Below are 20,906 nucleotides of genomic sequence, written 5' to 3' on the forward strand. Positions count from 1 at the left end.
AGCAGCGCCTCCGGCCAGAGGACGGAAACGGACCCTGATGGGTTGCCGCCGCCCCTGAGGTGAGGCGGCGGCTGTCCTGGGAGGACTTACTTCGCGGTGTAGACGCCGGGGACGATCGGCTGTTCGGCCGGCACGGTCTCGCCGGCGGCAACCTTGACGGCGGTGTCGACCGCCTGCTTGCCCATCTGGTCCGGGAACTGTTGGATGACGCCGACCATGACAGGGTTCGTGTCGACGGCGTCGCGCGCTTCCTTCATGCCGTCGAAGCCGATGACCTTGACCTGGGATTCGAGACCCGCAGCCTTGACCGCAACGGCAGCGGCAAGGGCGGCATCGTCGCCGAAGCCGAAGATGCCGGTGATATCAGGATTGGCCTGCAGCATGTTCTGGGCGGCGGCCAATGCTTCGGCGCGGGTGATGCCGGTCTGGATCGCGACGATTTCCATGTCAGGATGCTTGGCGATCGCTTCCTTGAAGCCGTTGACACGGTTTACCACCGACTGGACCGTCGGATAGTCGATGACGGCGACCTTGCCCTTGTTGTCGAGAACCTTGGCCATCAGCTCGCCGGCCTTGACGCCGCCGGTGAAGTTGTCGGTGCCGATATGCGAGGTGACGGTCGCGCCATTTGCCGGAACGTCGACGGTGATCACCTTGATGCCGGCCTTCTCGGCTTTTTCGATCGCAGCGCGCACGCCCTGGCTGTCGACCGGCGAGATGACGATGACGTCGACGCCCTTGACGATGAAGTCTTCGACATCGGCGAGCTGCTTGTTCAGATCCTGGTTGGCGATCGAGACCTCGAGCTTGACGTTCTTGGCTTCAGCCTCGGCTTTCATCGCGTCGGCGAGCTCGATGTAGAACGGGTGCTGCTGGGTCAGAAGCGACGCGCCGATGCCGTCGGCAAAAGCCGAGGAGGCAAGGAGCGACAGCGCCGTGCCGGCGACGAGAGATTTCAGAATGCGGGACATGTTCATGGTTTCCTCCCTGGAAACGGCGCGGGCCTTCTTGTGTCTCAGCCAAGCTGGCGAGGCCCTCCCGCCGCCGTCTTGGTGAGGCCGTAAAAATCATAAAAGTTTTCGCGCGTCAACTTTTAAAAATACACGAACAAAATATTTGGAGCGCAGTGTGGAAATTTCTACGTTGCAGCGGTCGTCCTTTCAGTCCTTTTGCGGGTGGCTTGTCTTTCCGGAGCCTTGCGCCAGATTTCATGACAAACGGCAAAGGAGACGAGCCATGGCTGAGACCGGCAAGACGGCGTTGGTCCGCATTCTTGGGCGGGTGCAAGGCGTCAGCTTCAGGGTCTGGACGCGTGACGAGGCGCGCAAGCTCGGTCTGGTGGGATGGGTTCGAAACGAGGCGGACGGGTCGGTGGCCGCCTTGATCAGCGGCCCGGAGGACGCGGTCACCCTCATGCTCGAGCGCCTGCATGACGGGCCGCCGGCGGCATGGGTTTCGAAGGTCGTTGCCGAATTTGTCGAGCCGCCTGAGCACGTCGGTGACTTTCGCATCACCGAATAGGCCGGGATTGGTTTTTGGCGCCGGGTGGCGTTAGCCTGCCGAAACCGTTGACGGCCGGCCATAGGCGCGCAGGAACGTCTTTACCGCCCTGCGGGCGCTGATTTCCAGCTCTGCTTCGCTCGGCGTTTCACCGAAGAGCCCACCCATCTGCAGGTCGGCCTTGATCAGTGCGATGAACTGGCGCGCCGCGAGGTCGAAATCGTCGATGTCGAGCGGTGCGATGTGGGCAAGGCGCGCAAACAGCGCCGCCAGCGCCCGATCGGTCTTGCCGGGTCCTTGCTCCCGCCAGAACTGGAAGAGATGCGGATAGCGGTTGCCCTCGGTCGAGATCAGCTTCTGGATGAACTTGGCGTCCTGGTTGCAATTGCAGTTCTTGTTGAGGCGCACGGCAAATTCGGCCAGGTCTTCCTCGAGGTTATCGCCGTTTTCAGGAAAGGTCGCGAGGATGGAGAAAAGCACGCCGTTCACGCGATCCATGATGTCCTGGATCACCGCCATGAACAGCGTCTCTTTCTCGCGGTAGTGATTGTAGATGGTCTGACGCGAGACACCCGCCTCAATGGCGATTTCGTCGATGCTGGCGCCGGAAAAGCCTTCCCGACAGAAAACATCGGCCGCGGCCTCCAGGATCGAGAGGCGTTTCGCGAATTGCCCTTTCTGGGGGCGAGCGTCAGCCGAGGCCAAATCAAATTTCTTCATGGACCGAAGATAGGCGCCATTGACGATTTAGACAATGCTGTCTAATTTGACATGTGTGTCCAAATTAATGGACGGAATAGTCAGCGCAGGATGCGTATCCCCAACGTTCGATCCTGGCACGACGATGTCTTTGAGTTTCAATCCGGGCGGCAGCGATTTCGGCGCCGCGATTTCTGAAAGTTCATTGCCATGACAACGTCCTTCCTCCGCACGGCGATCGTGCTTGGCCTGATCTCGGCGATCGGCCCGTTTGCAATCGACATGTATCTGCCGGCCCTGCCGTCGATCGGCAAGGATCTGACGGCCGAAAACGGCGTGGTGCAGTTCAGCCTGCTGGCGTTCTTCATCTCCTTTGCCATCTCGCAGCTTGTCTATGGGCCCCTCTCCGATATCTGGGGCCGCAAGGCGCCGCTCTATCTCGGCATCGGCCTCTTCACCGTCGCCAGCATCGGCTGCGCGCTTTCGACCGACATCGAAACCCTGATCGCTTTCCGCTTCCTGCAAGGGATCGGCGGTGCCGCTGGCATGGTCATTCCGCGCGCCGTGGTGCGCGACATGCACACGGGCGTCCAGGCTGCGCGGCTGATGTCGATGCTGATGCTGGTCTTCAGCATTTCGCCGATCCTGGCGCCGCTTGCCGGCAGCGCCGTCATCGGCTTCTACGGTTGGCGCGGCGTGTTCTATGCGGTGACGATCGCCGCCTTCATCGGTCTGATCCTGCTCTCAACGCAATTGCAGGAAACCCGGCCGAAGAAGGATCGCGCCGACAGCAGTATCGCAAGTGCGCTTGCCGCCTATCGCCTGCTTCTCTCCGACCGCAATTTCCTGACGCTCACCTTCATCGGCGGCCTCGGCATTTCCGGGTTCCTGGTCTATCTCGCCAATTCGCCCTTCGTGCTGATCGACCATTATGGGCTGACGCCGACTGAGTACAGCATCGCCTTTTCGATCAATGCCGTGTCGTTCTTCGCTGTGTCGCAGGCGACCGGCTGGCTCGGCGAGCGCTTCGGCCTGGTGCGGGTCATGCATCTTGCCGTCGGCGCCTTCGCGCTGACCATGGTCACGATGTTCATCGTCATGAGCCTCGGCTTCAACCAGTTGCCTGTCATGGCCGCGTTCCTCTTCGTCGGCTATGGCGTGCTCGGCCTGGTTATCCCGACCTCGGCGGTGCTGGCGCTTGAAGACCACGGCGAGATCGCCGGCACGGCCTCGGCACTGATGGGTACGCTGCACTTTGTCACCGCCGCCGTCGCCATGGTGGTTGCGACTATCTTCTTCGACGGAACGGCCCTGCCGATGGCCGGCGCGATCGCCGCTTGCGCCCTTGCCGCCTTCCTGCTGACGCAAGCAACGATCGGCCGCAGCCGGGTGGTCGCGGCAGAGTAGGCGCTGCTATTGCTGAACAAAGGCCGGCGAGGGCGTCCTCGCCGGCCTTTGTTGTCAGGTATGACCGAATGGACCGTCCTTAAAAATTCCAGTCCTCGTCCTCGGTCGCCACAGCCTTGCCGATAACGTAGGACGAACCGGAACCGGAGAAGAAGTCGTGGTTCTCGTCGGCATTCGGCGAAAGCGCCGAGAGAATGGCCGGGTTGACCTTGCAGGCTTCCGCCGGAAACAGCGCCTCGTAGCCGAGGTTCATCAGCGCCTTGTTGGCGTTGTAGTGCAGGAACTTCTTCACGTCTTCGGTCAGGCCGACGCCGTCATAGAGCGCCTCGGTGTATTTCGCTTCGTTGTCGTAGAGGTCGAGCAGCAAGTCGAAGGCGAAATCCTTGATCTCCTGGCGGCGTTCCTCGCTCAAGCGCTCCAGCGCGCGCTGGAACTTGTAGCCGATGTAATAGCCGTGCACCGCCTCGTCGCGAATGATCAGCCGGATCATGTCGGCGGTGTTGGTGAGCTTGGCGCGGCTCGACCAGTACATCGGCAGATAGAAGCCGGAATAGAACAGGAAGCTTTCGAGAAAGACGCTCGCGACCTTCTTCTTCAGGGGATCGCCGGAGGCATACTCCGCCATGATCAGCGCTGACTTCTTCTGCAGGAACTCGTTCTCTTCCGACCAGCGATAGGCGTCATCGACATCGGGTGTCAGGCAGAGCGTCGAGAAGATCGAGGAATAGGAGCGGGCATGCACCGCCTCCATGAAGGAGATGTTGGAAAGCACCGCCTCCTCATGTGGGGTGGCCGCATCTTCCATCAGTCGGACGGCGCCGACGCCGTTCTGGATCGTGTCGAGCAAGGTGAGGCCGGTGAAGACGCGGATGGTGAGTGTCTGCTCCTCCGGCTTCAGCGTTGCCCAGGAGGGAATGTCGTTGGAAAGCGGCACCTTCTCCGGCAGCCAGAAATTGCCGGTCAGACGGTTCCAGACCTCCAGGTCCTTGTCGTCTTCGATGCGGTTCCAGTTGATGGCGCGGATGCGGCTTGCGGGTTTGGTGTGCATGTTCATGTCGTTGAACCTTTGTGATCGTGTATGCCTCATCGCGCGGTGAGGGGGTGCCCCTCATCCGCCTGCCGGGACCTCTCCCCGCTTGCGGGGAGAGGGCTAGGGTGAGGGGCCGTTACTGGAATGCGAGGTTACAGCGCGCAGGAAACGCAGCCCTGGACCTGCGTACCCTCGAGCGCCATCTGCCGAAGGCGGATGTAGTAGATGGTCTTGATGCCCCTCTTCCAGGCATGGATCTGAGCACGGTTGATGTCGCGGGTCGTTGCCGTGTCGCGAAAGAACAGGGTCAGCGACAGGCCCTGGTCGACGTGCTGGGTGGCGGCCGCATAGGTGTCGATGATCTTCTCCGGCCCGATCTCGTAGGCGTCCTGGTAATATTCGAGATTGTCGTTGGTCATGAAGGCGGCCGGATAGTAGACGCGGCCGATCTTGCCTTCCTTGCGGATCTCGATCTTCGAGACGATCGGGTGGATCGAGGAAGTGGAGTGGTTGATGTAGGAGATCGAACCGGTCGGCGGCACGGCCTGGAGGTTCTGGTTGTAAAGGCCGCCTTCCATCACTGCCCGTTTCAACTCCAGCCAGTCCTCCTGAGTCGGGATCGAGATGCCGGCTTCCTCGAACAGGCCCTTCACCTTTTCGGTCGCCGGCAGCCATTCGGCTTCGGTGTATTTGTCGAAATAATCACCCGACGCGTATTTCGAGTTTTCGAAGCCGGCGAAGTTCTTGCCCTTCTCGACCGCCAGCCGGTTCGACGCGCGGATGGCGTGATAGGTCACCGTGTAGAAATAGATGTTGGTGAAATCGATGCCTTCCTCGGAGCCGTAGTAGATGCGCTCGCGGGCGAGATAGCCGTGCAGGTTCATCTGCCCGAGGCCGATCGCGTGGCTGTCGTCGTTGCCCTTTTCGATCGAGGGCACGGACGAGATGTGGCTCATTTCGGAGACGGCGGTGAGGGCGCGGATCGAGGTCTCGATCGTCTGGCCGAAATCCGGGCTGTCCATCGCAGCCGCAATGTTCAGCGAACCGAGATTGCAGGAGATGTCCTTGCCCATGTGCTTGTAGGAGAGGTCGTCGTTGAACGCGCTCGCTTCGCTCACCTGCAGGATTTCCGAGCAGAGATTGCTCATGGTGATGCGCCCGGCGATCGGGTTTGCCCGGTTCACCGTGTCCTCGAACATGATGTAGGGATAACCGCTCTCGAACTGGATCTCGGCGATGATCTGGAAGAAGTCGCGCGCCTTGATCTTGCGCTTGCGGATGCGGGCATCCTCGACCATCTCGCGGTACTTCTCGGTCACCGAAATCTCGGTGAGGGGCACGCCATAGACCTGCTCCACGTCATAGGGTGAGAACAGATACATGTCCTCGTTGTTGCGGGCGAGCTCGAAGGTGATGTCGGGGATGACGACGCCGAGCGACAGCGTCTTGATGCGGATCTTCTCGTCGGCGTTTTCGCGCTTGGTATCGAGGAAGCGCATGATGTCGGGGTGGTGGGCGTGCAGGTAGACAGCACCGGCTCCCTGGCGCGCGCCGAGTTGGTTGGCGTAAGAGAAACTGTCTTCGAGCAGCTTCATGACCGGGATGACGCCGGATGACTGGTTCTCGATCTGCTTGATCGGCGCGCCCATCTCGCGGATGTTGGTGAGCGACAGCGCCACGCCGCCACCGCGCTTGGAAAGCTGCAGCGCCGAATTGATGGCGCGGCCGATACTCTCCATGTTGTCCTCGATCCGGAGCAGAAAGCAGGAGACGAGCTCGCCGCGGCTCTTCTTGCCGGCGTTGAGGAAAGTCGGCGTTGCCGGCTGGAAGCGGCCGGAGATGATCTCGTCGACGAGATCGCGGGCAAGCCCCTCGTTGCCGCGCGCCAAGGCCATCGCCACCATGCAGACACGGTCTTCGTAGCGTTCCAGGTAGCGCTTTCCGTCGAAGGTCTTCAGCGTATAGGACGTGTAGTATTTGAACGCCCCGAGGAAGGTCGGAAAGCGGAACTTCTTTGAATAGGCATGATCGTAGAGATCGCGCACGAAGTTGAAGGAATACTGGTCCAGCACTTCCTGCTCGTAATAGCCCTCGGTCACCAGATAATCGAGTTTTTCCCGGAGGTTATGGAAGAACACCGTGTTCTGATTGACGTGCTGGAGGAAGTACTGTTTCGCCGCCTGCCGGTCCTTGTCGAGCTGGATCCGTCCCTCTTCGTCATAGAGGTTCAGCATTGCGTTCAGCGCATGATAGTCGAGCGCTGCTTCCGTCGCCTTCAAGGGGCGTTCGAGTGTCGTGACGTCCAAAATCGTTCCATCCCGTTTTTGACATTGGCGACGTCCTCGTCGGTCCCGAGCAGCTCGAACCGGTAGAGATAGGGTACCCGGCACTTGGCCGAAATCACGTCGCCGGCGATCCCGTAGGTCGCGCCGAAATTGCTGTTGCCCGCTGCGATCACGCCGCGGATGTGAGAGCGGTTGCCCGCGTCGTTCAAGAAGCGGATGACCTGCTTCGGCACCGCCCCGCGGCCATCGTCGCCGCAATAGGTCGGCACGATCAGCACATAGGGCTCTGCGACCGTAAGTGCGTCCATACCTTCCCTGAGCGGTATGCGGGCGGCGCGAAGGCCGAGCTTTTCGACGAAGCGATGGGTGTTTTCCGAGCGGCTGGAAAAATAGACGATCAGGCCCATCGCCAGCGTCCTTCAGGAAAGCGCGCTGATCATGTCCGGGCGGAAACCCGCCCAATGCCGCTCGCCGGCGACGACGACCGGGACCTGCCGATAGCCAAGACCCTGCACCAGCGCGAATGCATCGGAATCCTCGGAGATATCGACGATGCGATAATCGATGCCTTGGCGGTCGAGCGCACGGGTTGTGGCGGTGCATTGGACGCAGGCTGGTTTGCTGTAGACGGTGATCGACATGGGTTCCTCGTGGGGGTCTGGCAAATGGGCGCAAAAAGTCGTCGGATCGCGCGAACGCGAACCGTGGTGTTGGCGATTGGACACGAAACATCGCTCCCCGGTCGACTCGACCGGAGTTGACGTCGTCAAGCTGGCCCAAGGTCGGTTACGCAACCGGGCCGGCTCGTTTTGGTCGGGCGCTCAGGAATTCCGCGGATGCGGGTTTTCAAGGCGCGGCCTTTCGATCAGGCGCGCAACAACGCGCACCCGTCCGCAGAAGGTGGATCTGAACTGGAAGAAACTGGCATGACTTCACCCCGAAGCTTTCGACGGGCTGCCGGGGAGACGTCGAGACGATCGGGCAGGCTCATCCTGCCACGCACTCAACCCCTCCGGACACCCCGCCCGTGGACGTTTGGTGATCGAGGCAGGTCTCCTGGCTTACGGGTCAAAGCTTCCATCCCGACCTTCCCGAGGCCTCATGCCTCAGTGGTCCAAATCCGGACAGTCGCTCGCCGTCTACAGTTGCGGGGGCAGCTACGGCATAGCCTCAGCGGAAACCCGCCGGCGCACCGTATTCCCGTCTTAGCTCCCAATCCTTGCGAATCGGAAGAACCTCGAACACTAGATATAGTAGTTCATCGCAAATCTGCGTCAATAGGTTCCGTATGTGGAAGGCGGGGGTAGGAGGGTGGTTTCTTTTGCAGTGTGGATAACGGGGAGTAAACAGCCGGTTGGCACCAAGGTTGTGGATAGGGCGCCCCTGGTGCGGACGCCCCATTCCATCAAGCAGCGAAAGCGGCCACGGGCCGGTTGTCATCGTCGACGGCGACCATAGCGAACGTTCCGGTAACAGTCCGCTGTCGCAGACCGGTGAGGAGCTCTTCCGACCAGAGTTCGACCTCGACGGTGGCTGAACTGCGACCCGTCCGCACAATGCGGGCGATGGGTTCGATGATCGAACCGATCATGATCCGGTGCTTGAAGTCCATACCGGTGCAGGAGGCAAGGACGGTCGCCCGGCGGCTCCGGCGCGTCGCGACGACGAATGCGGCCTTCGTCATATGCGCGAGGGCGTTGCCACCGCATATGGCGCCGAAGCTGTTGGCCTGGCCGGGAAAGACGATGTCGACCATGCGTAGGGTGCCCGCCTCTTCGGGCGTGTCCGTTGCCACATCGAGCGGCGGCAGCATCCAATCCGTTTCATCGGCACAGGGCATCGCGACCATGGTGAAGGTGCCCCTGCTGCAAAGGGCGCGGCTGCCGGTGGCGATATCTTCCGCGATCATCTCGACCTCGACCACCACCGAGCGGCGCCCGACACGAACCGGACGGCCGCTGAAGCAGACGATCTGACCGATGCGCGCAGGCGCACGAAAATCGATGCGGTCGCAGGATGCGGTGACGAAGGGAACGCGCGCGTGACCGGTGGCGACGATGAAAGCGATCCGGTCCATCGACGCGAGGGCGGCGCCACCAAAGAGCGTGCCATGGTGATTGGTATCGCCTGGAAAAACGATGTCGATCAGGGTTTGTGGCGCCGGGGTTTCCCCCGGCGCCGTCGTGACTTCGTGCTGCCCCGTCATGCTTTGACGGCTTCGCGCGTATCGGCGGCAAAAGCCGCTCGAAGCGAGCGGGCGGCGGCGACCATGTTGACGAGCGCCGGCCGCGTCTCTTCCCAGCGCCTGGTCTTCAGTCCGCAATCGGGATTGACCCAGATCTGGTCCGGCGTGAGGCCCTCGGTCGCTTTTTCGATGAGATGCACCATTTCCTCGACGCTGGGCGCGCGTGGCGAATGGATGTCGTAGACGCCCGGGCCGATCTCGTTCGGATAGGCCTTGTCGGCGAAGGCGCCGAGCAGTTCCATTTTCGATCGCGACGTCTCGATCGACATGACGTCGGCGTCCATCGCCGCGATTGCGGCCATGATGTCGTTGAACTCGGAGTAGCACATATGGGTGTGGATCTGGGTCGCATCGCCCACCCCGGCTGCACTGAGACGGAAGCACTCCACCGCCCAGTCGAGATAGGTCTTGCGATCGGCATTTCGCAGCGGCAGGCCTTCGCGCAGTGCCGGTTCGTCGATCTGGATGATGGCGATGCCGGCCGCCTCGAGATCCGACACTTCATCGCGCAGTGCTAGCGCGATCTGCCGGCACACCACGGAACGTGGCAGGTCGTCACGAACGAAGGACCATAGCAGCATGGTGACCGGACCCGTCAGCATGCCCTTGACCGGGCGATCGGTCAGCGACTGCGCGAAGGTCGCCCACTCGACCGTCATCGGGTTTGGTCGCGAAACGTCGCCGAAGATAACAGGCGGACGCACGCAGCGCGATCCGTAGCTCTGCACCCAGCCGCTCTGGGTGAAGGCGTAGCCCGAGAGCTGCTCGCCAAAATACTGCACCATGTCGTTGCGCTCGAACTCGCCGTGAACGAGTACGTCGATGCCGACCTCTTCCTGCCAGCGCACCGCCACTTCGGTCTCTCGGCGAAGATAGGCGGTGTAGTCGACATAGCTGAGTTCGCCCTTCGCATGCAGTGAACGGGCCTGCCGAACCTCCGATGTCTGCGGGAAGGATCCGATCGTCGTTGTCGGGAAGAGCGGCAATGACAGCTTCTTCGCCTGCAGTGCCCGGCGGCCCGCGAACGGGGATTGCCGCTTGCTGTCCGCATCCGTCAGCGCTTTCAAGCGCCCGGCGACCAGAGGATCATGGATCCTGAGTGAGGTGAGCCTCGCCTGGGCGGACGCGATCGAGGCGGCGAAAACGTGCTCGGAAATGGCAAGCCCCGGCTCGAAGGCGCTGGCAAGCAGGCTGAGTTCGTCGAGTTTCTGCGTACCGAAGGCGAGCCAGGAGGAAAGTTCCGGATCAAGCGCACGCTCCAGGTCGAGATCGATCGGCACGTGCAGGAGTGAGCATGAAGGTGCGAGTTCGATGCGGTCGCGGCCGTGGGCCGAAGTCAGAGGCTGCAGCCGGCGGAACAGGCCGGCCAGATCGGTCCGCCAGATGTTGCGGCCGTCGATGACCCCGAGCGATAGGACCCGGTCCGCCGGAGCCGATTGGATGAGCGTGTCGATCTGCTGCGGCGCGCGCACGAGATCGACATGCAGTCCATCGACCGGCAGCGCCAACGCCGTTGCCGTGTTGTCGCCGATCGAGCCGAAATAGGTCGCCAGCATGATCTTGAGTCCGGGCACGTCGGTGTCGAACGTGCGATAGGCGAGGTCGAGAGCGCGACGATCCTTGTCCGCGAGATCGAGCGCCAGGCAAGGCTCGTCGATCTGGACCCAATCGGCGCCGGCGTCAGCAAGCTCCGCCAGGACCCTCACGTAAACGGGCAGGAGCCGTTCGATCAGATCGACCGGATCGAAGTCGCCGCCCTTCGATTTGCCGAGCTTCAGCAGTGTCACCGGGCCGATGAGCACCGGGCGTGTGCGATAGCCGAGGGCCTGAGCTTCCTGGAAGGCTTCCAGCGGCCGATTGTGGGTGAGCTCGAAGCGCTGATCCCTGTCGAACTCGGGCACCATGTAGTGATAGTTGGTGTCGAACCACTTTGTCATTTCGAGCGCGGGAGTGCCGCTGCTGCTTCCCGAATGGGTGCAGCCGGCGGCGCAGGGCGTTCCGGCCGAGCCGCGCGCCATGGCAAAATAGGTGTCGAGATCGACCGGGCCGCCCGTCCAGCCATAGGCCGGCGGGATTGCGCCGACAAGCACGGCGGTATCGAGCACGTGGTCGTAGAAGGAGAAGTCGTTGGAGGGGATGATGTCGATGCCGCGCGTTTTCTGCGCGGCCCAGTTTTCAGCGCGGAGCTTGGCTCCGGTATCGAGAAGTTCGCCGCGGCTGGCCTTTCCGGCCCAATAGCGTTCGAGCGCGAATTTCAATTCGCGACGGCGGCCGATGCGCGGGAAACCGAGATTGGCAGTCTTGATGGTCATTTCCTTACCCCGAAGGTTATGGGCAAGGCTTGAATGCGACGCAGCCGCGGCGCGAGAGCGATCCCGCGTCCTCAACGCGCCTCATCGGACACCCCGCCCGTGGACGTTGTTCATCGCGGCAGGTCTCCTGGCTTGCGGGTCGTCACGGACCGTTCCGTCTTCCCGAGGCGTCTCCCTCAGTGACATCTTCGAACGGCCGCTCTCCGCTTACAGTTGCGGGGGCAGCTCCGGCATGGGCGCTTGTCTGGCGCCGCACCGAATTCCCTCTTAGCTCCGTCCCTCCAAAGGCGGGCGAAGAACCACGGTGGGGCGACAATGCCCTGTCCCGAGCTCTTCGTCAATCGCATAAAGAAATGCTTATGTCTTTATTCTCTCCCGCCGCCGCCCGCGGCGAGACAGTGGCAGGACGAGGTCTTTCCATTGCTTTCCGCTCACGGGACGGTTGCGGTTTGGTCGAAGCGTCCTCCTCCGGCCACTGCCACGGATCCGCCGCGTCGCCAACGCGCGCGCGGATATGCTCTTGATCTCGCGTCAGGCCGATATCCCGGAGTTGGAACTCGTTGAACGTGTCGATGGCAACCGGAGGGTTGAGGGTCTTATCGGCCCAGTTCAGGACATGGTAAATCGTTGATCGCACTGCGCTAAGCATTGCTATCCTCACTTCTTTCAAGGGCGTGTGTTCGCGAAAAAAAGTGAGGGTTTTTGCCGTTTCGCGCAAAGCGATTTCTCGCATGCGGGCATAAAGAATGCTTATCTCAGTTCCATGAGCAAGATTCCTCCCATGAGTGCGGTGCGCGCCTTTGAGGCCGCCGCCAGGCACCTGAGTTTCACCCGCGCCGCCGAAGAGCTCGGCATGACGCAGGCGGCCGTCAGCTATCAGATCCGGCTGTTGGAAGATCGCATCGGCGCGCCGCTGTTCGTTCGGCTTCCGCGCGAGGTGCGATTGACCGGCGCCGGGCGGCAGCTAGCGCCGAAGGTGACCGAAGCGATCGATCTCTTAGGGGCGGCTTTCTCGGAGATCGCCGACAAGACCGAACATCACCTGCGCATCTCGGTGCTGCCAACCGTCGTGTCGAGCTGGCTCGGTCAGCGCCTCGCGTCGTTTCAGACCGCGCATCCCAACATCAGCATCAGGGTGCACATGTCGACCGAGTTGGTCGATTTCAAACGTGACGCCATCGATCTCGCGGTGCGCAGCGGCGCCGGCGACTGGCCGGGCAACGATGTCTTTCCCTTGTTTCCGCTCGATTACGTGCCTGTCTGCACGCCATCCTTCCTGGAAAAGTACCAGCTCAAGGAGCCCGCGGACGTTCTGAGAGTCCGGCGTTTCGGCAACGCCAGCTGGTGGCGGCGGTGGATGATCGAAACCGGCGTCGAGCCGCCGGCAAGCAATGGCACCGAATTGATCTTCGACGTGCAGGCGATGGATGTCGCCACAATCCTTGCGGATCACGGCATTGCGATTGCCGTCTCGACCTTCCTGATGGATGAACTGAAGAGCGGCAGGCTCATCCGGCCGTTCGAGCATGTGGTGCGCGACGGCCGCGCCTATTGGCTCGTCTATCCGCAAAGCACCAGGCGGCAGAAGAAGATCCAGGCCTTTCGCGACTGGGTCGTCGCCGAGGCCGATGCGTCGAACGCCATGCTTTCGACCGTGATGGAGCAATCCTGTCCGGCGTCGCGTCGGACCGACCGCGGCGCAATGTAGAGACACAACGGGGCCTACTCGGCCCGTCGGTCTTCTGAAGATGACGCTTTCATGGAGAAACTGAAAATCAGCTGAGAACGGCTGTTACCAAACTGACATGGCGGCTCCCTAAAGACTGCGGCCAACCGCAGAGAAGGAAAGTATCAGCCCTCCGACGCGGATACCGCAAGCCATCGTCGGAGGCCCGTTTCCATGAAAATCGTCCAGATCAGCGACACCCATCTCAGCCCCGCCAAAAGCCACTTCAATGGCAATTGGGAACCGGTTCGCGCCTGGATCGAGGCGGTAAAACCCGATCTCGTCATCCACACCGGCGACGTCACCATCGATGGTGCCGACCACGAGGACGACATCACCTTCTCGCTCGATCTGATCGGCCAGCTCTCGATGCCGGTGCTGATCGTTCCCGGCAATCACGATGTCGGCCATCTGCCGGGTTCGCACCAGCCGGTGGATCCGGTTCGGCTTGCCCGCTGGCGCCGGCTCGCCGGTCCGGACTACTGGGGCCGCGACCATGGCGACTGGCGGCTGCTCGGCCTCAACAGCCTGCTGATCGGCTTCGAGGACGAAGAAGAAGACAGGCAGTTTAATTGGCTGGAGGAACAGTTGCTCAGCCGCGACGGCCGCCGGGTGGCCGTCTTTGCCCACAAGCCGCTCTTCGTCGACGATCCGGGCGAAGGCGACACCGGCTACTGGGGCATCCGTCCGCGCCAGCGCCAACGCCTGTTTGATCTTTTCGCCGAAGCCGAGGTGGCGCTGCATGCAAGCGGCCACCTGCACTGGGCCTGGACGGGCAAGCACGCCGGGACGTCGCTCGTCTGGGCGCCGCCGACCTCCTTCATCATTGATACGCTGGAACGGCCGATGCCGGGCGAGCGGCTGGTCGGCGCCGTCGTACACGAGTTTAGCGACGTCAACGTCAAAAGCGAGATCATCGCGGTGCCGGGACTGACCAGCCACCTGCTCGATCCGATCGTCGAAGAGGTCTACCCGCTGGCGGCCAAGAAGACGGTCCGTGTGGAGGCCGCGCAATGAGCGTGCTTTCGCTAGAGGGTATCACCAAGTCCTATGGCGGCAACGCGATCCTGAAGGGGGTTAGCCTGCAGGCGGAGGCGGGTGAGTTCATCGCGCTCGTTGGTCCTTCCGGCTGCGGCAAGAGCACGCTGTTGCGCATCGTCGCCGGTCTCGATCATGGCGACGGCGGCGAGATCGTCATCGGCGGCCGCAGTGTCGCGCGCATGGCCGCGGCCGATCGCAATGTCGCGATGGTCTTCCAGTCCTATGCCCTCTATCCGCACCTGACGGCGGGCGAGAACATCGCCGTGCCGCTTGCGATGCGGCGGCTGACAGCGGCGCAGCGCCTGCCTGTGATCGGCAATCTGATGCCGGGGCAGAAGCAGATCCGCAGCGATATCCAGCGCCAGGTCAAGGAAATGGCGCTGGCGCTGAAGATCGATCACCTGCTCGACCGCAAGCCCGGCCAGATGTCCGGCGGCCAGCGCCAGCGCGTGGCGCTCGCCCGCGCCATGGTGCGCCGCCCGGCCGTCTTCCTGATGGACGAGCCGCTCTCCAATCTTGATGCCAACCTGCGCGTCCACGCCCGCGGCGAGATCGTCGATCTCCACCGCCGCGCCGGCGTGCCGACGCTCTATGTCACCCACGACCAGTCGGAAGCGCTGTCGATGGCGGATCGAGTGGCAGTGATGATCGGCGGCAATCTCTTGCAACTGGCGACCCCGAAGGAGATCTACGACAACCCCTCCCATATCGAGGTCGCACGCTTCCTCGGCCAGCCGAAGATCAACGTGCTGGAGACCCGCACGGATACGGCGAGCATCGTGCGCTTCGGCGATCTGGTGCTTCTGGCAAGCCGCGGACAGGCGCCGGATGCTTCAGTGAAGCTCGCAATCCGCCCGGAATTCGTGCGCTTCCATGCGGCAAGCGCCGGCCGATTGAGCGCGCGGGTCGAGCGTATGGAGTTCCTCGGCTCTGAGGTGATCGTCCATGCCCGCCTCGATGCGATCGGCGAGGTGGTCACTGCCAAGTCAGCACCTGCCGAGGCCGCGGCGCTCGCGATCGGTCAGCCCGTTGACGTCGAGTTCATGCCGGAACGGGCGATGCTGTTCGACGGCGAGGGCACCCGGCTGCCGGCCGAGCGGGTCGCTATCGCCGCGACGCTGGAGAAGATCCATGGCTAAGGCGGGTTCCAATCGGGATACGGCGGCAGGGGCGGCGGATTGCGTGGATACCGCCCTCTGCCCTGCCGGGCATCTCCCCCACAAGGGGGGAGATCGGCTGGAGGCAATGCCTCAGCATTCATCTCTGCGAGACGGTGCCCAGCCGGCGCAGCGGCTGCGGACCCAGACGGCGATCGGTGCCGCGGCCACCGATCCCGATCGCCGCGAGGCCCGCATTGCCTGGCTGTTAGCGCTGCCGGCCATCACGCTGCTCGTCCTCTTCATCCTTTTACCGACCGCGGCGGTGATCGTTCTCGGTTTCACCGATTTCGAGCTCGGCTACGGCAGCTTCCGCTTTGTCGGCTTCGAGAACTATGCCGAACTCTTCAGCGACCGCACCTTCCGGCGCTCGCTCTGGAATACCACCATCTACACCGCGATCGTCACGCCGGTTTCGATCGTGCTGGCGCTGGCGATCGCCATGCTGATCGAGGCGGAAACCAAGGGCCGGGCGTTCTTCCGCACGGTCTATTTCCTGCCGGTGGCCTCGCTGCTCGTCGCCATGGCGACGGTCTGGCAATTCCTGTTTCACCCAACCATCGGCCCGATCAACACCTTCTTGGCCGTTTTCGGCATTGCCGGCCCCAACTGGCTCGGCGCCTCCGGCACGGTGCTCTACGGCCTGTCGATCATCGGCATCTGGCAGTCGGTCGGCTTCAACATGGTGCTGTTCCTCGCCGGTCTCACCGCCATCCCGCGCGAGCTCTATGCCGCAGCCGAAGTCGACGGCGCCAAGACCTGGTTCGATCGTTTCCGGCTGGTGACCTGGCCGATGCTCGGGCCGACGACGCTGTTCGTCACCACCATCAGCATCATCAACTCGGTTAAGGTGTTCGAGACGGTGAAGACGCTGACCGAGGGCGGTCCGAACAAGGCGTCGGAGGTGCTGCTCTTCACCATCTACCAGGAGGGCTTCGTCTATCTGCGCGTCGGCTATGCCTCGGCCATGACCGTCGTCTTCCTCGCCATCCTCGTCGTCCTGATGTTCCTGCAGTACCGCGTGCTCGACCGGAAGGTGCACTACGCATGACCAACACCATCTCCGTCACCCGCCTCATTCGCCTCGCCGTTCTCTCGTTTGGCGCGCTCATCTTCCTCGCGCCCTACATCTTCATGGTCTCGACCGCCGGCAAGGCTCAGAGCGAGATCTTCTCCTCGTCGCTGTCGCTGATCCCTGAGCAGTGGTCCTATGTCGAGAACTTTTCCAAGGCGCTGTCGCGCGTCTCGATGACGACCCTGCTCTTCAACGGCGTTGTCGTCTGCGCGCTGATCTTCGTCATCCAGATCGTCGTCGCCATCCCTTGCGCCTATGCCATGGCGAAGCTGAAGTTTCGGGCGGCCCGCACCATGATGGTGCTGGTCATGCTCGGCCTCCTGGTACCGATCCACGCAACCGCGCTGCCCATTTACGTGGCCTTCGACAGGTTGTCGGTGCTGAACAGCTACGCAGCGCTAGTGGCGCCGTTCTCGATCTCGGTGTTCGCGATCTTCCTCTTCCTGCAGTTTTTCCGCGCCATGCCCGACGATCTGATCCATGCGGCACGCCTCGACGGTATGTCTGAAGCCGGCATCGTCGCGCGCGTCATCGTGCCAAACGCCTGGCCGGCGATCACCGCCTTTGCAATCTTCTCCGTCGTCGCCCACTGGAACGATCTCTTCTGGCCGCTGATCGTCGTCACCAACCAGGACTATGCGACCCCGCCACTCGGCCTTCTCTACTTCCGCGCCGCGGAAGCCGGCGACGACTACGGCGCGCTGATGGCCGCGACCCTCATCATCACCCTTCCCCTCGTGACCGCGTTTTTGCTGGCGCAGAAGCGTTTTGTCGAGGGCATCACCATGACCGGTCTCAAAGGCTGAACGGTCCAACCTGGAGCGCAACCCATGACACATCTGAGACAGCTTTTCACCGCGGCTGCCGCATCGCTGATGCTCGCAGCCCCCGCCGACGCCGAGACCCAGCTGACGGTGCATTATCCGATGCCCGGCTTCTTCAAGGACGTGATGGATACGATCTCGAAGAAGTTCATGGAAGAAAACCCGGATATCAAGATCACCTTCGCCAATCCGTCGGCGACTTATGAGGAAGGCATCCAGACGATCATGCGTCAGGCCGGAACGGCCGAGATGCCCGATCTCACCTTCATCGGCCTCAACCGCCTGCGCATGGTCAACGAGCGCGACGTCCCCGTTGATCTCGGCCCGTTCATCGCCAAGGACGGCAACATGGCCGAGCAGGGCTTTTCCGAAAACATCCTGAAGCTCGCCCAGGTGGGCGGCAAGCAGGTGGGCCTTGCCTTCGCCACCTCCAACCCGATCATGTATTACAACGCCGATCTCGTGCGCAAAGCCGGCGGCGACCCGGAAAACCCGCCGAAGACCTGGGACGAGGTCATTGCGCTCGGCGGCAAGATCAAGGCGCTTGGCGACGGCAACGAGGGCATCGATTTCCGCTGGCAGGGCGATGACTGGATGTTCTCCGCGCTGCTCTTCGGCGCCGGCGGCGAGATGCTGAGCGAAGACGAAAGCAAGGTTGCCTTCAACGGTCCCGAAGGTGAGAAGGCCGTCGAAGTGCTCGACCGCATGGTCAAGGAAGGCGGTCTGCCGGTTTTGACCAAGCAGGCCGGCGAGCAGGCCTTCGTTGCCGGCAAGGTCGGTTTCGCCTTCCAGACGACGGGTGCGCTGCGCAACACCATCAAGAATGTCGGCGACAAGTTCGAGCTGCGCACTGCCCATATCCCGCTCATCGACCCGGCAAAGGGCAAGCTGCCGACCGGCGGCAACGCCGTCGTTATCCTGACGCGCGACGCCGAAAAGCAGGAAGCCGCCTGGAAGTTCGCGAAGTTCGCAGCCGGCCCCTATGGCGCCTCGGTTGTCGTTCCCGGCACCGGCTATGTGCCGAACAACGAGCTGGCCGCCAAGTCGTCTGAGTATCTCGCCAACTTCTACAAGGAAAACCCGCTGTTCCGCGCTGGTCTCGAGCAGATGGCGCTGATGCGCCCCTGGTATGCCTTCCCCGGTAGCAACGGGGTGAAGGTGACGCAGACGATCGTCGAGAACCTGTCGCGCATCGTCGAGCAGCAGGCCTCGCCGAAGGAAGCGCTGGACGAGGCCGCGGCCGAAGTCGAAAGCCTGCTGCCGCGCAGCTGATCCTGTAACCAAATCGATCGACGCCGCCCCGAAGGAAACTTCGAGGCGGTGTTTTCGTGTTTGCTCACGCGAGGTGGCGAACAGTCCCGCCTGCGTAGAGTCGGCAGTCGAGATTGAGATGGCGGCAGCCCGACGCATTCTCGGCCATATCGAGCAGCAGCGCCGCCGCTGCGAGCCCCATGTCGCCGTCGGGCATCGAGATGGTGGTGAGTGTTGGCGTCATCAGCCGGCCAAGCGCGATGCCGTCGAAGCCGGCGACGGAGACATCGTCAGGCACGGAAAGGCCTTCACGCCGCAGCGCTGCTATCACGCCGAGCGCCAGCAGATCGTTGGAAGCAATGATTGCGGTCGGGCGGTGCTGCGCAAGAACCGTCGCGAGGTCGAGGTTTTCATAGCCGTCGACGAAGGGGATCTCGACCGCCTCCATCGGCCGGGCGCCGGCTTCCTGCATAGCGGCCAAATAGCCGTCATAGCGCAGGCGCGCCCGGTCGGATGAACGGAAGTGGCCGGAGACGACGAGGATGCGGCGGTGACCGTGGTCGAGGATGTGGCGGGTGAGATCGAAACCGGCCCGGTAATTGTCGACGGTGACGGCGGCAGCGAAACGTGCGACCGGCCGGTTGTTGAGAAGCACCGTCGGCGGCAGCGCCGCCGAAAGCGCCTCGCTGGTCTTGGCGTCGCAGAGCGTCAGGATCAGACCGGTCGGCCGCTGTTCGAGCAGCGAGCGCACGGCGCGCGCCTCGAGTGCGGGATCATAATTGGATTGGGCGATCAGCACGCCATGGTTCGCCGCCTGCAAACGGTGCTGGATGCCGCCGAGCGAGGCGGCAAACACCGGGTTGGTGACGCTTGGCACCAGCACGCCGACGACGGGCTGGCTGCGGTTGGTGGCGCGTCCCGTGGCCGGCGACGGCCGGTAGCCGAGTTCGGCCGCCGCCCGGCGCACGCGACGCACCATCTCGTCGCTGACGGGACCTTCGCCCTTGAGCGCCCGCGATACGGTTGCCAGCGAGCAGCCGGCATGAAAGGCGATCTGTTGCAGGGTAACCATGATCGCGCTCTAACGGGTCTGCGTGACAGCTGATTGAAGGCCCGGACCCGAGGTTTTCCACGTCGCGCGTGAATTATTATTCATGCTGTGAATTATATTGACAGAAGCTGAGTCCGCGGCTTAAATCGCAATCGTCGGAAGTCGAGGAGGAGTTCCGGCGAACTCATACATTCAGCGGCCGCAAACAAACGGCCCTATCGGTTTTTGGGAGGGGCTTCGGCCTCGAGGAGGACGCGTGCGCAAATTTCTCAGCACGACCGCTCTGGCGGTCATTGCAGCTTCGTTTTGGGCAGGTTCGGCAAGCGCCGAAACGGCGAACCCGTTTCGCTGCCAGCCCGGCGAAAAATACGTCATGAACGTCATGGTATCCGGCGTCGAATACTGGTTCCCGGTCTATGAAATGTTCAAGCAGGCCGGCCAGCAGTTCGGCTGCGAGACCGAATATACCGGCACGCCGGAATATGACGTCAACAAGCAGATCGCCACTTTCGACCAGGCGCTTGCCCAGAACCCGGCCGGCATCCTGGTGCACCCGATGAACTCCGATCCGTTCATCGAGCCGATCAACCGGGCGATCGATCAGGGCACGGCAGTCGTCACCTTCGCTGCGGACTCGCCGCTGTCGAAGCGCGTCTCCTTCATCACCTCGGACAACACCCGCGAAGGCATCTATGCCGCCGACGCGATCGCCGAGAAGATGGGCGGCAAGGGCGAATATGCCGTTCTTGAAAACCCCGGCCAGGACAACCACGACAAGCGCATTACCGCCTTCGTCAATCGCATGGCCGAGAAGTGGCCCGACATGAAACTCGTCGGTCGCGCCGCCTCGAACCAGGATCCGAACAAGGCCTATCAGGGTCTGATGAGCCTCATCCAGGCCAATCCGAACCTCGGCGCCGTGTTCATGCCGGAAGCTAACTCCGCGATCGGTGCGGCCCAGGCCAGCAAGGAAAGCGGCGGCAAGGTCCTCGTCATGTGCGCCGACGTCAACGCCAACATCCTCGACATGATCAAGGCCGGCGAAGTCTTCGGTTCGATCAACCCGAACCAGGGCATGCAGGGCTATATGGGCTTCATGCTCCTGTGGATGGCCAAGCACCCGGAACTGATCGACCCGATGAACGACGCCAAGCGTTCCGGCTTCAACCCGATGAGCATCCCCTTCGTCGACAACGGCCTTTCGATCGTTACCGCCGAAAATGCCGATGACTTCTACTGGGACAAGTACCTGAAGCGTCGTGGCACCAAGGGCATCGACGAGTAAGATCGTGAATTGGCTGCC

19 protein-coding genes and 2 riboswitches are annotated in these 20,906 nt (G+C 62.3%); of the genes, 9 read left to right on the forward strand and 10 right to left on the reverse strand.

The features are described from left to right. Positions 1-86 precede the first annotated feature (86 nt). A complete protein-coding gene (locus tag IB262_RS24490; protein WP_034805529.1) occupies positions 87-977 on the reverse strand; it encodes a substrate-binding domain-containing protein in 891 nt (296 codons plus the stop codon). A 259-nt stretch (positions 978-1,236) separates the two neighbouring features. Between IB262_RS24490 and IB262_RS24495 the strand changes: the two genes are divergently transcribed. After that, positions 1,237-1,521, forward strand: a complete 285-nt coding sequence (locus IB262_RS24495) for an acylphosphatase (RefSeq protein ID WP_192493925.1) — start codon at positions 1,237-1,239, stop codon at positions 1,519-1,521. Between the two features lie 30 nt (positions 1,522-1,551). Here the strand turns inward: IB262_RS24495 and IB262_RS24500 are convergent, their stop codons facing one another. After that, positions 1,552-2,220, reverse strand: coding sequence for a TetR/AcrR family transcriptional regulator (locus IB262_RS24500; protein WP_192493926.1), 669 nt, complete (start codon positions 2,218-2,220; stop codon positions 1,552-1,554). Between the two features lie 189 nt (positions 2,221-2,409). On the opposite strand from IB262_RS24500, the gene IB262_RS24505 reads away from it, so the two are divergent. Continuing rightward, a complete protein-coding gene (locus IB262_RS24505) occupies positions 2,410-3,606 on the forward strand; it encodes a multidrug effflux MFS transporter (RefSeq protein ID WP_060521947.1) in 1,197 nt (398 codons plus the stop codon). 79 nt (positions 3,607-3,685) lie between these two features. Here the strand turns inward: IB262_RS24505 and nrdF are convergent, their stop codons facing one another. The 7 genes from nrdF to IB262_RS24540 form a co-directional block, all read right to left on the reverse strand. After that, positions 3,686-4,660, reverse strand: a complete 975-nt coding sequence (gene nrdF / locus IB262_RS24510) for a class 1b ribonucleoside-diphosphate reductase subunit beta (RefSeq protein ID WP_110818810.1) — start codon at positions 4,658-4,660, stop codon at positions 3,686-3,688. Positions 4,661-4,788: 128 nt separating this feature from the next. Continuing rightward, positions 4,789-6,942: a class 1b ribonucleoside-diphosphate reductase subunit alpha gene (nrdE, locus tag IB262_RS24515; protein ID WP_110818809.1), complete on the reverse strand. Its 2,154-nt coding sequence runs from the start codon at positions 6,940-6,942 to the stop codon at positions 4,789-4,791. After that, entirely contained in the window at positions 6,912-7,328 is a 417-nt protein-coding gene (gene nrdI, locus IB262_RS24520) for a class Ib ribonucleoside-diphosphate reductase assembly flavoprotein NrdI (RefSeq protein ID WP_060521950.1), read from the reverse strand. Before nrdI ends, nrdE begins: the two co-directional genes overlap by 31 nt. Positions 7,329-7,340: 12 nt before the next feature. Beyond that, positions 7,341-7,562 (reverse strand): glutaredoxin-like protein NrdH, encoded by a 222-nt coding sequence (nrdH, locus tag IB262_RS24525; RefSeq protein WP_034805557.1) that lies wholly within the window; start codon positions 7,560-7,562, stop codon positions 7,341-7,343. 387 nt (positions 7,563-7,949) lie between these two features. Next, positions 7,950-8,176, reverse strand: a riboswitch (cobalamin riboswitch). A 150-nt stretch (positions 8,177-8,326) separates the two neighbouring features. After that, positions 8,327-9,127, reverse strand: a complete 801-nt coding sequence (locus IB262_RS24530; protein WP_192493927.1) for a hotdog domain-containing protein — start codon at positions 9,125-9,127, stop codon at positions 8,327-8,329. After that, positions 9,124-11,478, reverse strand: coding sequence for a 5-methyltetrahydropteroyltriglutamate--homocysteine S-methyltransferase (metE, locus tag IB262_RS24535; RefSeq protein ID WP_192493928.1), 2,355 nt, complete (start codon positions 11,476-11,478; stop codon positions 9,124-9,126). The genes IB262_RS24530 and metE overlap by 4 nt, the downstream gene beginning before the upstream one ends. A gap of 99 nt (positions 11,479-11,577) precedes the next feature. After that, a riboswitch (cobalamin riboswitch) is annotated at positions 11,578-11,797 on the reverse strand. A gap of 18 nt (positions 11,798-11,815) precedes the next feature. Next, positions 11,816-12,196, reverse strand: coding sequence for a hypothetical protein (locus IB262_RS24540; protein ID WP_192493929.1), 381 nt, complete (start codon positions 12,194-12,196; stop codon positions 11,816-11,818). Positions 12,197-12,259: 63 nt separating this feature from the next. Between IB262_RS24540 and IB262_RS24545 the strand changes: the two genes are divergently transcribed. From IB262_RS24545 to IB262_RS24570, 6 genes are all read left to right on the forward strand, one after another. Next, on the forward strand, positions 12,260-13,186 hold the full coding sequence (locus IB262_RS24545; RefSeq protein ID WP_192493930.1) for a LysR substrate-binding domain-containing protein: 927 nt from the start codon (positions 12,260-12,262) through the stop codon (positions 13,184-13,186). Positions 13,187-13,378: 192 nt separating this feature from the next. Further along, the gene (locus IB262_RS24550; RefSeq protein WP_060581052.1) at positions 13,379-14,221 is read left to right on the forward strand and encodes a metallophosphoesterase; all 843 of its coding nucleotides are present in this window, start codon (positions 13,379-13,381) and stop codon (positions 14,219-14,221) included. Further along, entirely contained in the window at positions 14,218-15,384 is a 1,167-nt protein-coding gene (locus tag IB262_RS24555) for an ABC transporter ATP-binding protein (RefSeq protein ID WP_060581051.1), read from the forward strand. The genes IB262_RS24550 and IB262_RS24555 overlap by 4 nt, the downstream gene beginning before the upstream one ends. Before the next feature lie 106 nt (positions 15,385-15,490). After that, positions 15,491-16,453: a sugar ABC transporter permease gene (locus IB262_RS24560; protein WP_083523550.1), complete on the forward strand. Its 963-nt coding sequence runs from the start codon at positions 15,491-15,493 to the stop codon at positions 16,451-16,453. Beyond that, positions 16,450-17,283, forward strand: a complete 834-nt coding sequence (locus IB262_RS24565; protein ID WP_060581050.1) for a carbohydrate ABC transporter permease — start codon at positions 16,450-16,452, stop codon at positions 17,281-17,283. Before IB262_RS24560 ends, IB262_RS24565 begins: the two co-directional genes overlap by 4 nt. A 24-nt stretch (positions 17,284-17,307) precedes the next feature. Beyond that, a complete protein-coding gene (locus IB262_RS24570; protein ID WP_192493931.1) occupies positions 17,308-18,573 on the forward strand; it encodes an ABC transporter substrate-binding protein in 1,266 nt (421 codons plus the stop codon). Between the two features lie 64 nt (positions 18,574-18,637). Here IB262_RS24570 and IB262_RS24575 read toward each other — a convergent pair whose 3' ends face one another. Further along, on the reverse strand, positions 18,638-19,624 hold the full coding sequence (locus IB262_RS24575; protein ID WP_060521959.1) for a substrate-binding domain-containing protein: 987 nt from the start codon (positions 19,622-19,624) through the stop codon (positions 18,638-18,640). Positions 19,625-19,859: 235 nt separating this feature from the next. Between IB262_RS24575 and IB262_RS24580 the strand changes: the two genes are divergently transcribed. Next, on the forward strand, positions 19,860-20,888 hold the full coding sequence (locus IB262_RS24580; RefSeq protein WP_034805587.1) for a substrate-binding domain-containing protein: 1,029 nt from the start codon (positions 19,860-19,862) through the stop codon (positions 20,886-20,888). The last annotated feature ends 18 nt before the right edge of the window (positions 20,889-20,906 follow it).

The organism is Ensifer sp. ENS02, from assembly GCF_014851885.1.
Lineage (GTDB): Bacteria > Pseudomonadota > Alphaproteobacteria > Rhizobiales > Rhizobiaceae > Ensifer > Ensifer adhaerens.

Coding starts and splice junctions, on each gene's coding strand:
- IB262_RS24490 (WP_034805529.1), bottom strand. CDS start 977: ATGAACATGTCCCGCATTCTGAAATCTCTCGTCGCCGGCACGGCGCTG.
- IB262_RS24495 (WP_192493925.1), top strand. CDS start 1,237: ATGGCTGAGACCGGCAAGACGGCGTTGGTCCGCATTCTTGGGCGGGTG.
- IB262_RS24500 (WP_192493926.1), bottom strand. CDS start 2,220: ATGAAGAAATTTGATTTGGCCTCGGCTGACGCTCGCCCCCAGAAAGGG.
- IB262_RS24505 (WP_060521947.1), top strand. CDS start 2,410: ATGACAACGTCCTTCCTCCGCACGGCGATCGTGCTTGGCCTGATCTCG.
- nrdF (WP_110818810.1), bottom strand. CDS start 4,660: ATGAACATGCACACCAAACCCGCAAGCCGCATCCGCGCCATCAACTGG.
- nrdI (WP_060521950.1), bottom strand. CDS start 7,328: ATGGGCCTGATCGTCTATTTTTCCAGCCGCTCGGAAAACACCCATCGC.
- nrdH (WP_034805557.1), bottom strand. CDS start 7,562: ATGTCGATCACCGTCTACAGCAAACCAGCCTGCGTCCAATGCACCGCC.
- IB262_RS24530 (WP_192493927.1), bottom strand. CDS start 9,127: ATGACGGGGCAGCACGAAGTCACGACGGCGCCGGGGGAAACCCCGGCG.
- metE (WP_192493928.1), bottom strand. CDS start 11,478: ATGACCATCAAGACTGCCAATCTCGGTTTCCCGCGCATCGGCCGCCGT.
- IB262_RS24545 (WP_192493930.1), top strand. CDS start 12,260: ATGAGTGCGGTGCGCGCCTTTGAGGCCGCCGCCAGGCACCTGAGTTTC.
- IB262_RS24550 (WP_060581052.1), top strand. CDS start 13,379: ATGAAAATCGTCCAGATCAGCGACACCCATCTCAGCCCCGCCAAAAGC.
- IB262_RS24555 (WP_060581051.1), top strand. CDS start 14,218: ATGAGCGTGCTTTCGCTAGAGGGTATCACCAAGTCCTATGGCGGCAAC.
- IB262_RS24560 (WP_083523550.1), top strand. CDS start 15,491: ATGCCTCAGCATTCATCTCTGCGAGACGGTGCCCAGCCGGCGCAGCGG.
- IB262_RS24565 (WP_060581050.1), top strand. CDS start 16,450: ATGACCAACACCATCTCCGTCACCCGCCTCATTCGCCTCGCCGTTCTC.
- IB262_RS24570 (WP_192493931.1), top strand. CDS start 17,308: ATGACACATCTGAGACAGCTTTTCACCGCGGCTGCCGCATCGCTGATG.
- IB262_RS24575 (WP_060521959.1), bottom strand. CDS start 19,624: ATGGTTACCCTGCAACAGATCGCCTTTCATGCCGGCTGCTCGCTGGCA.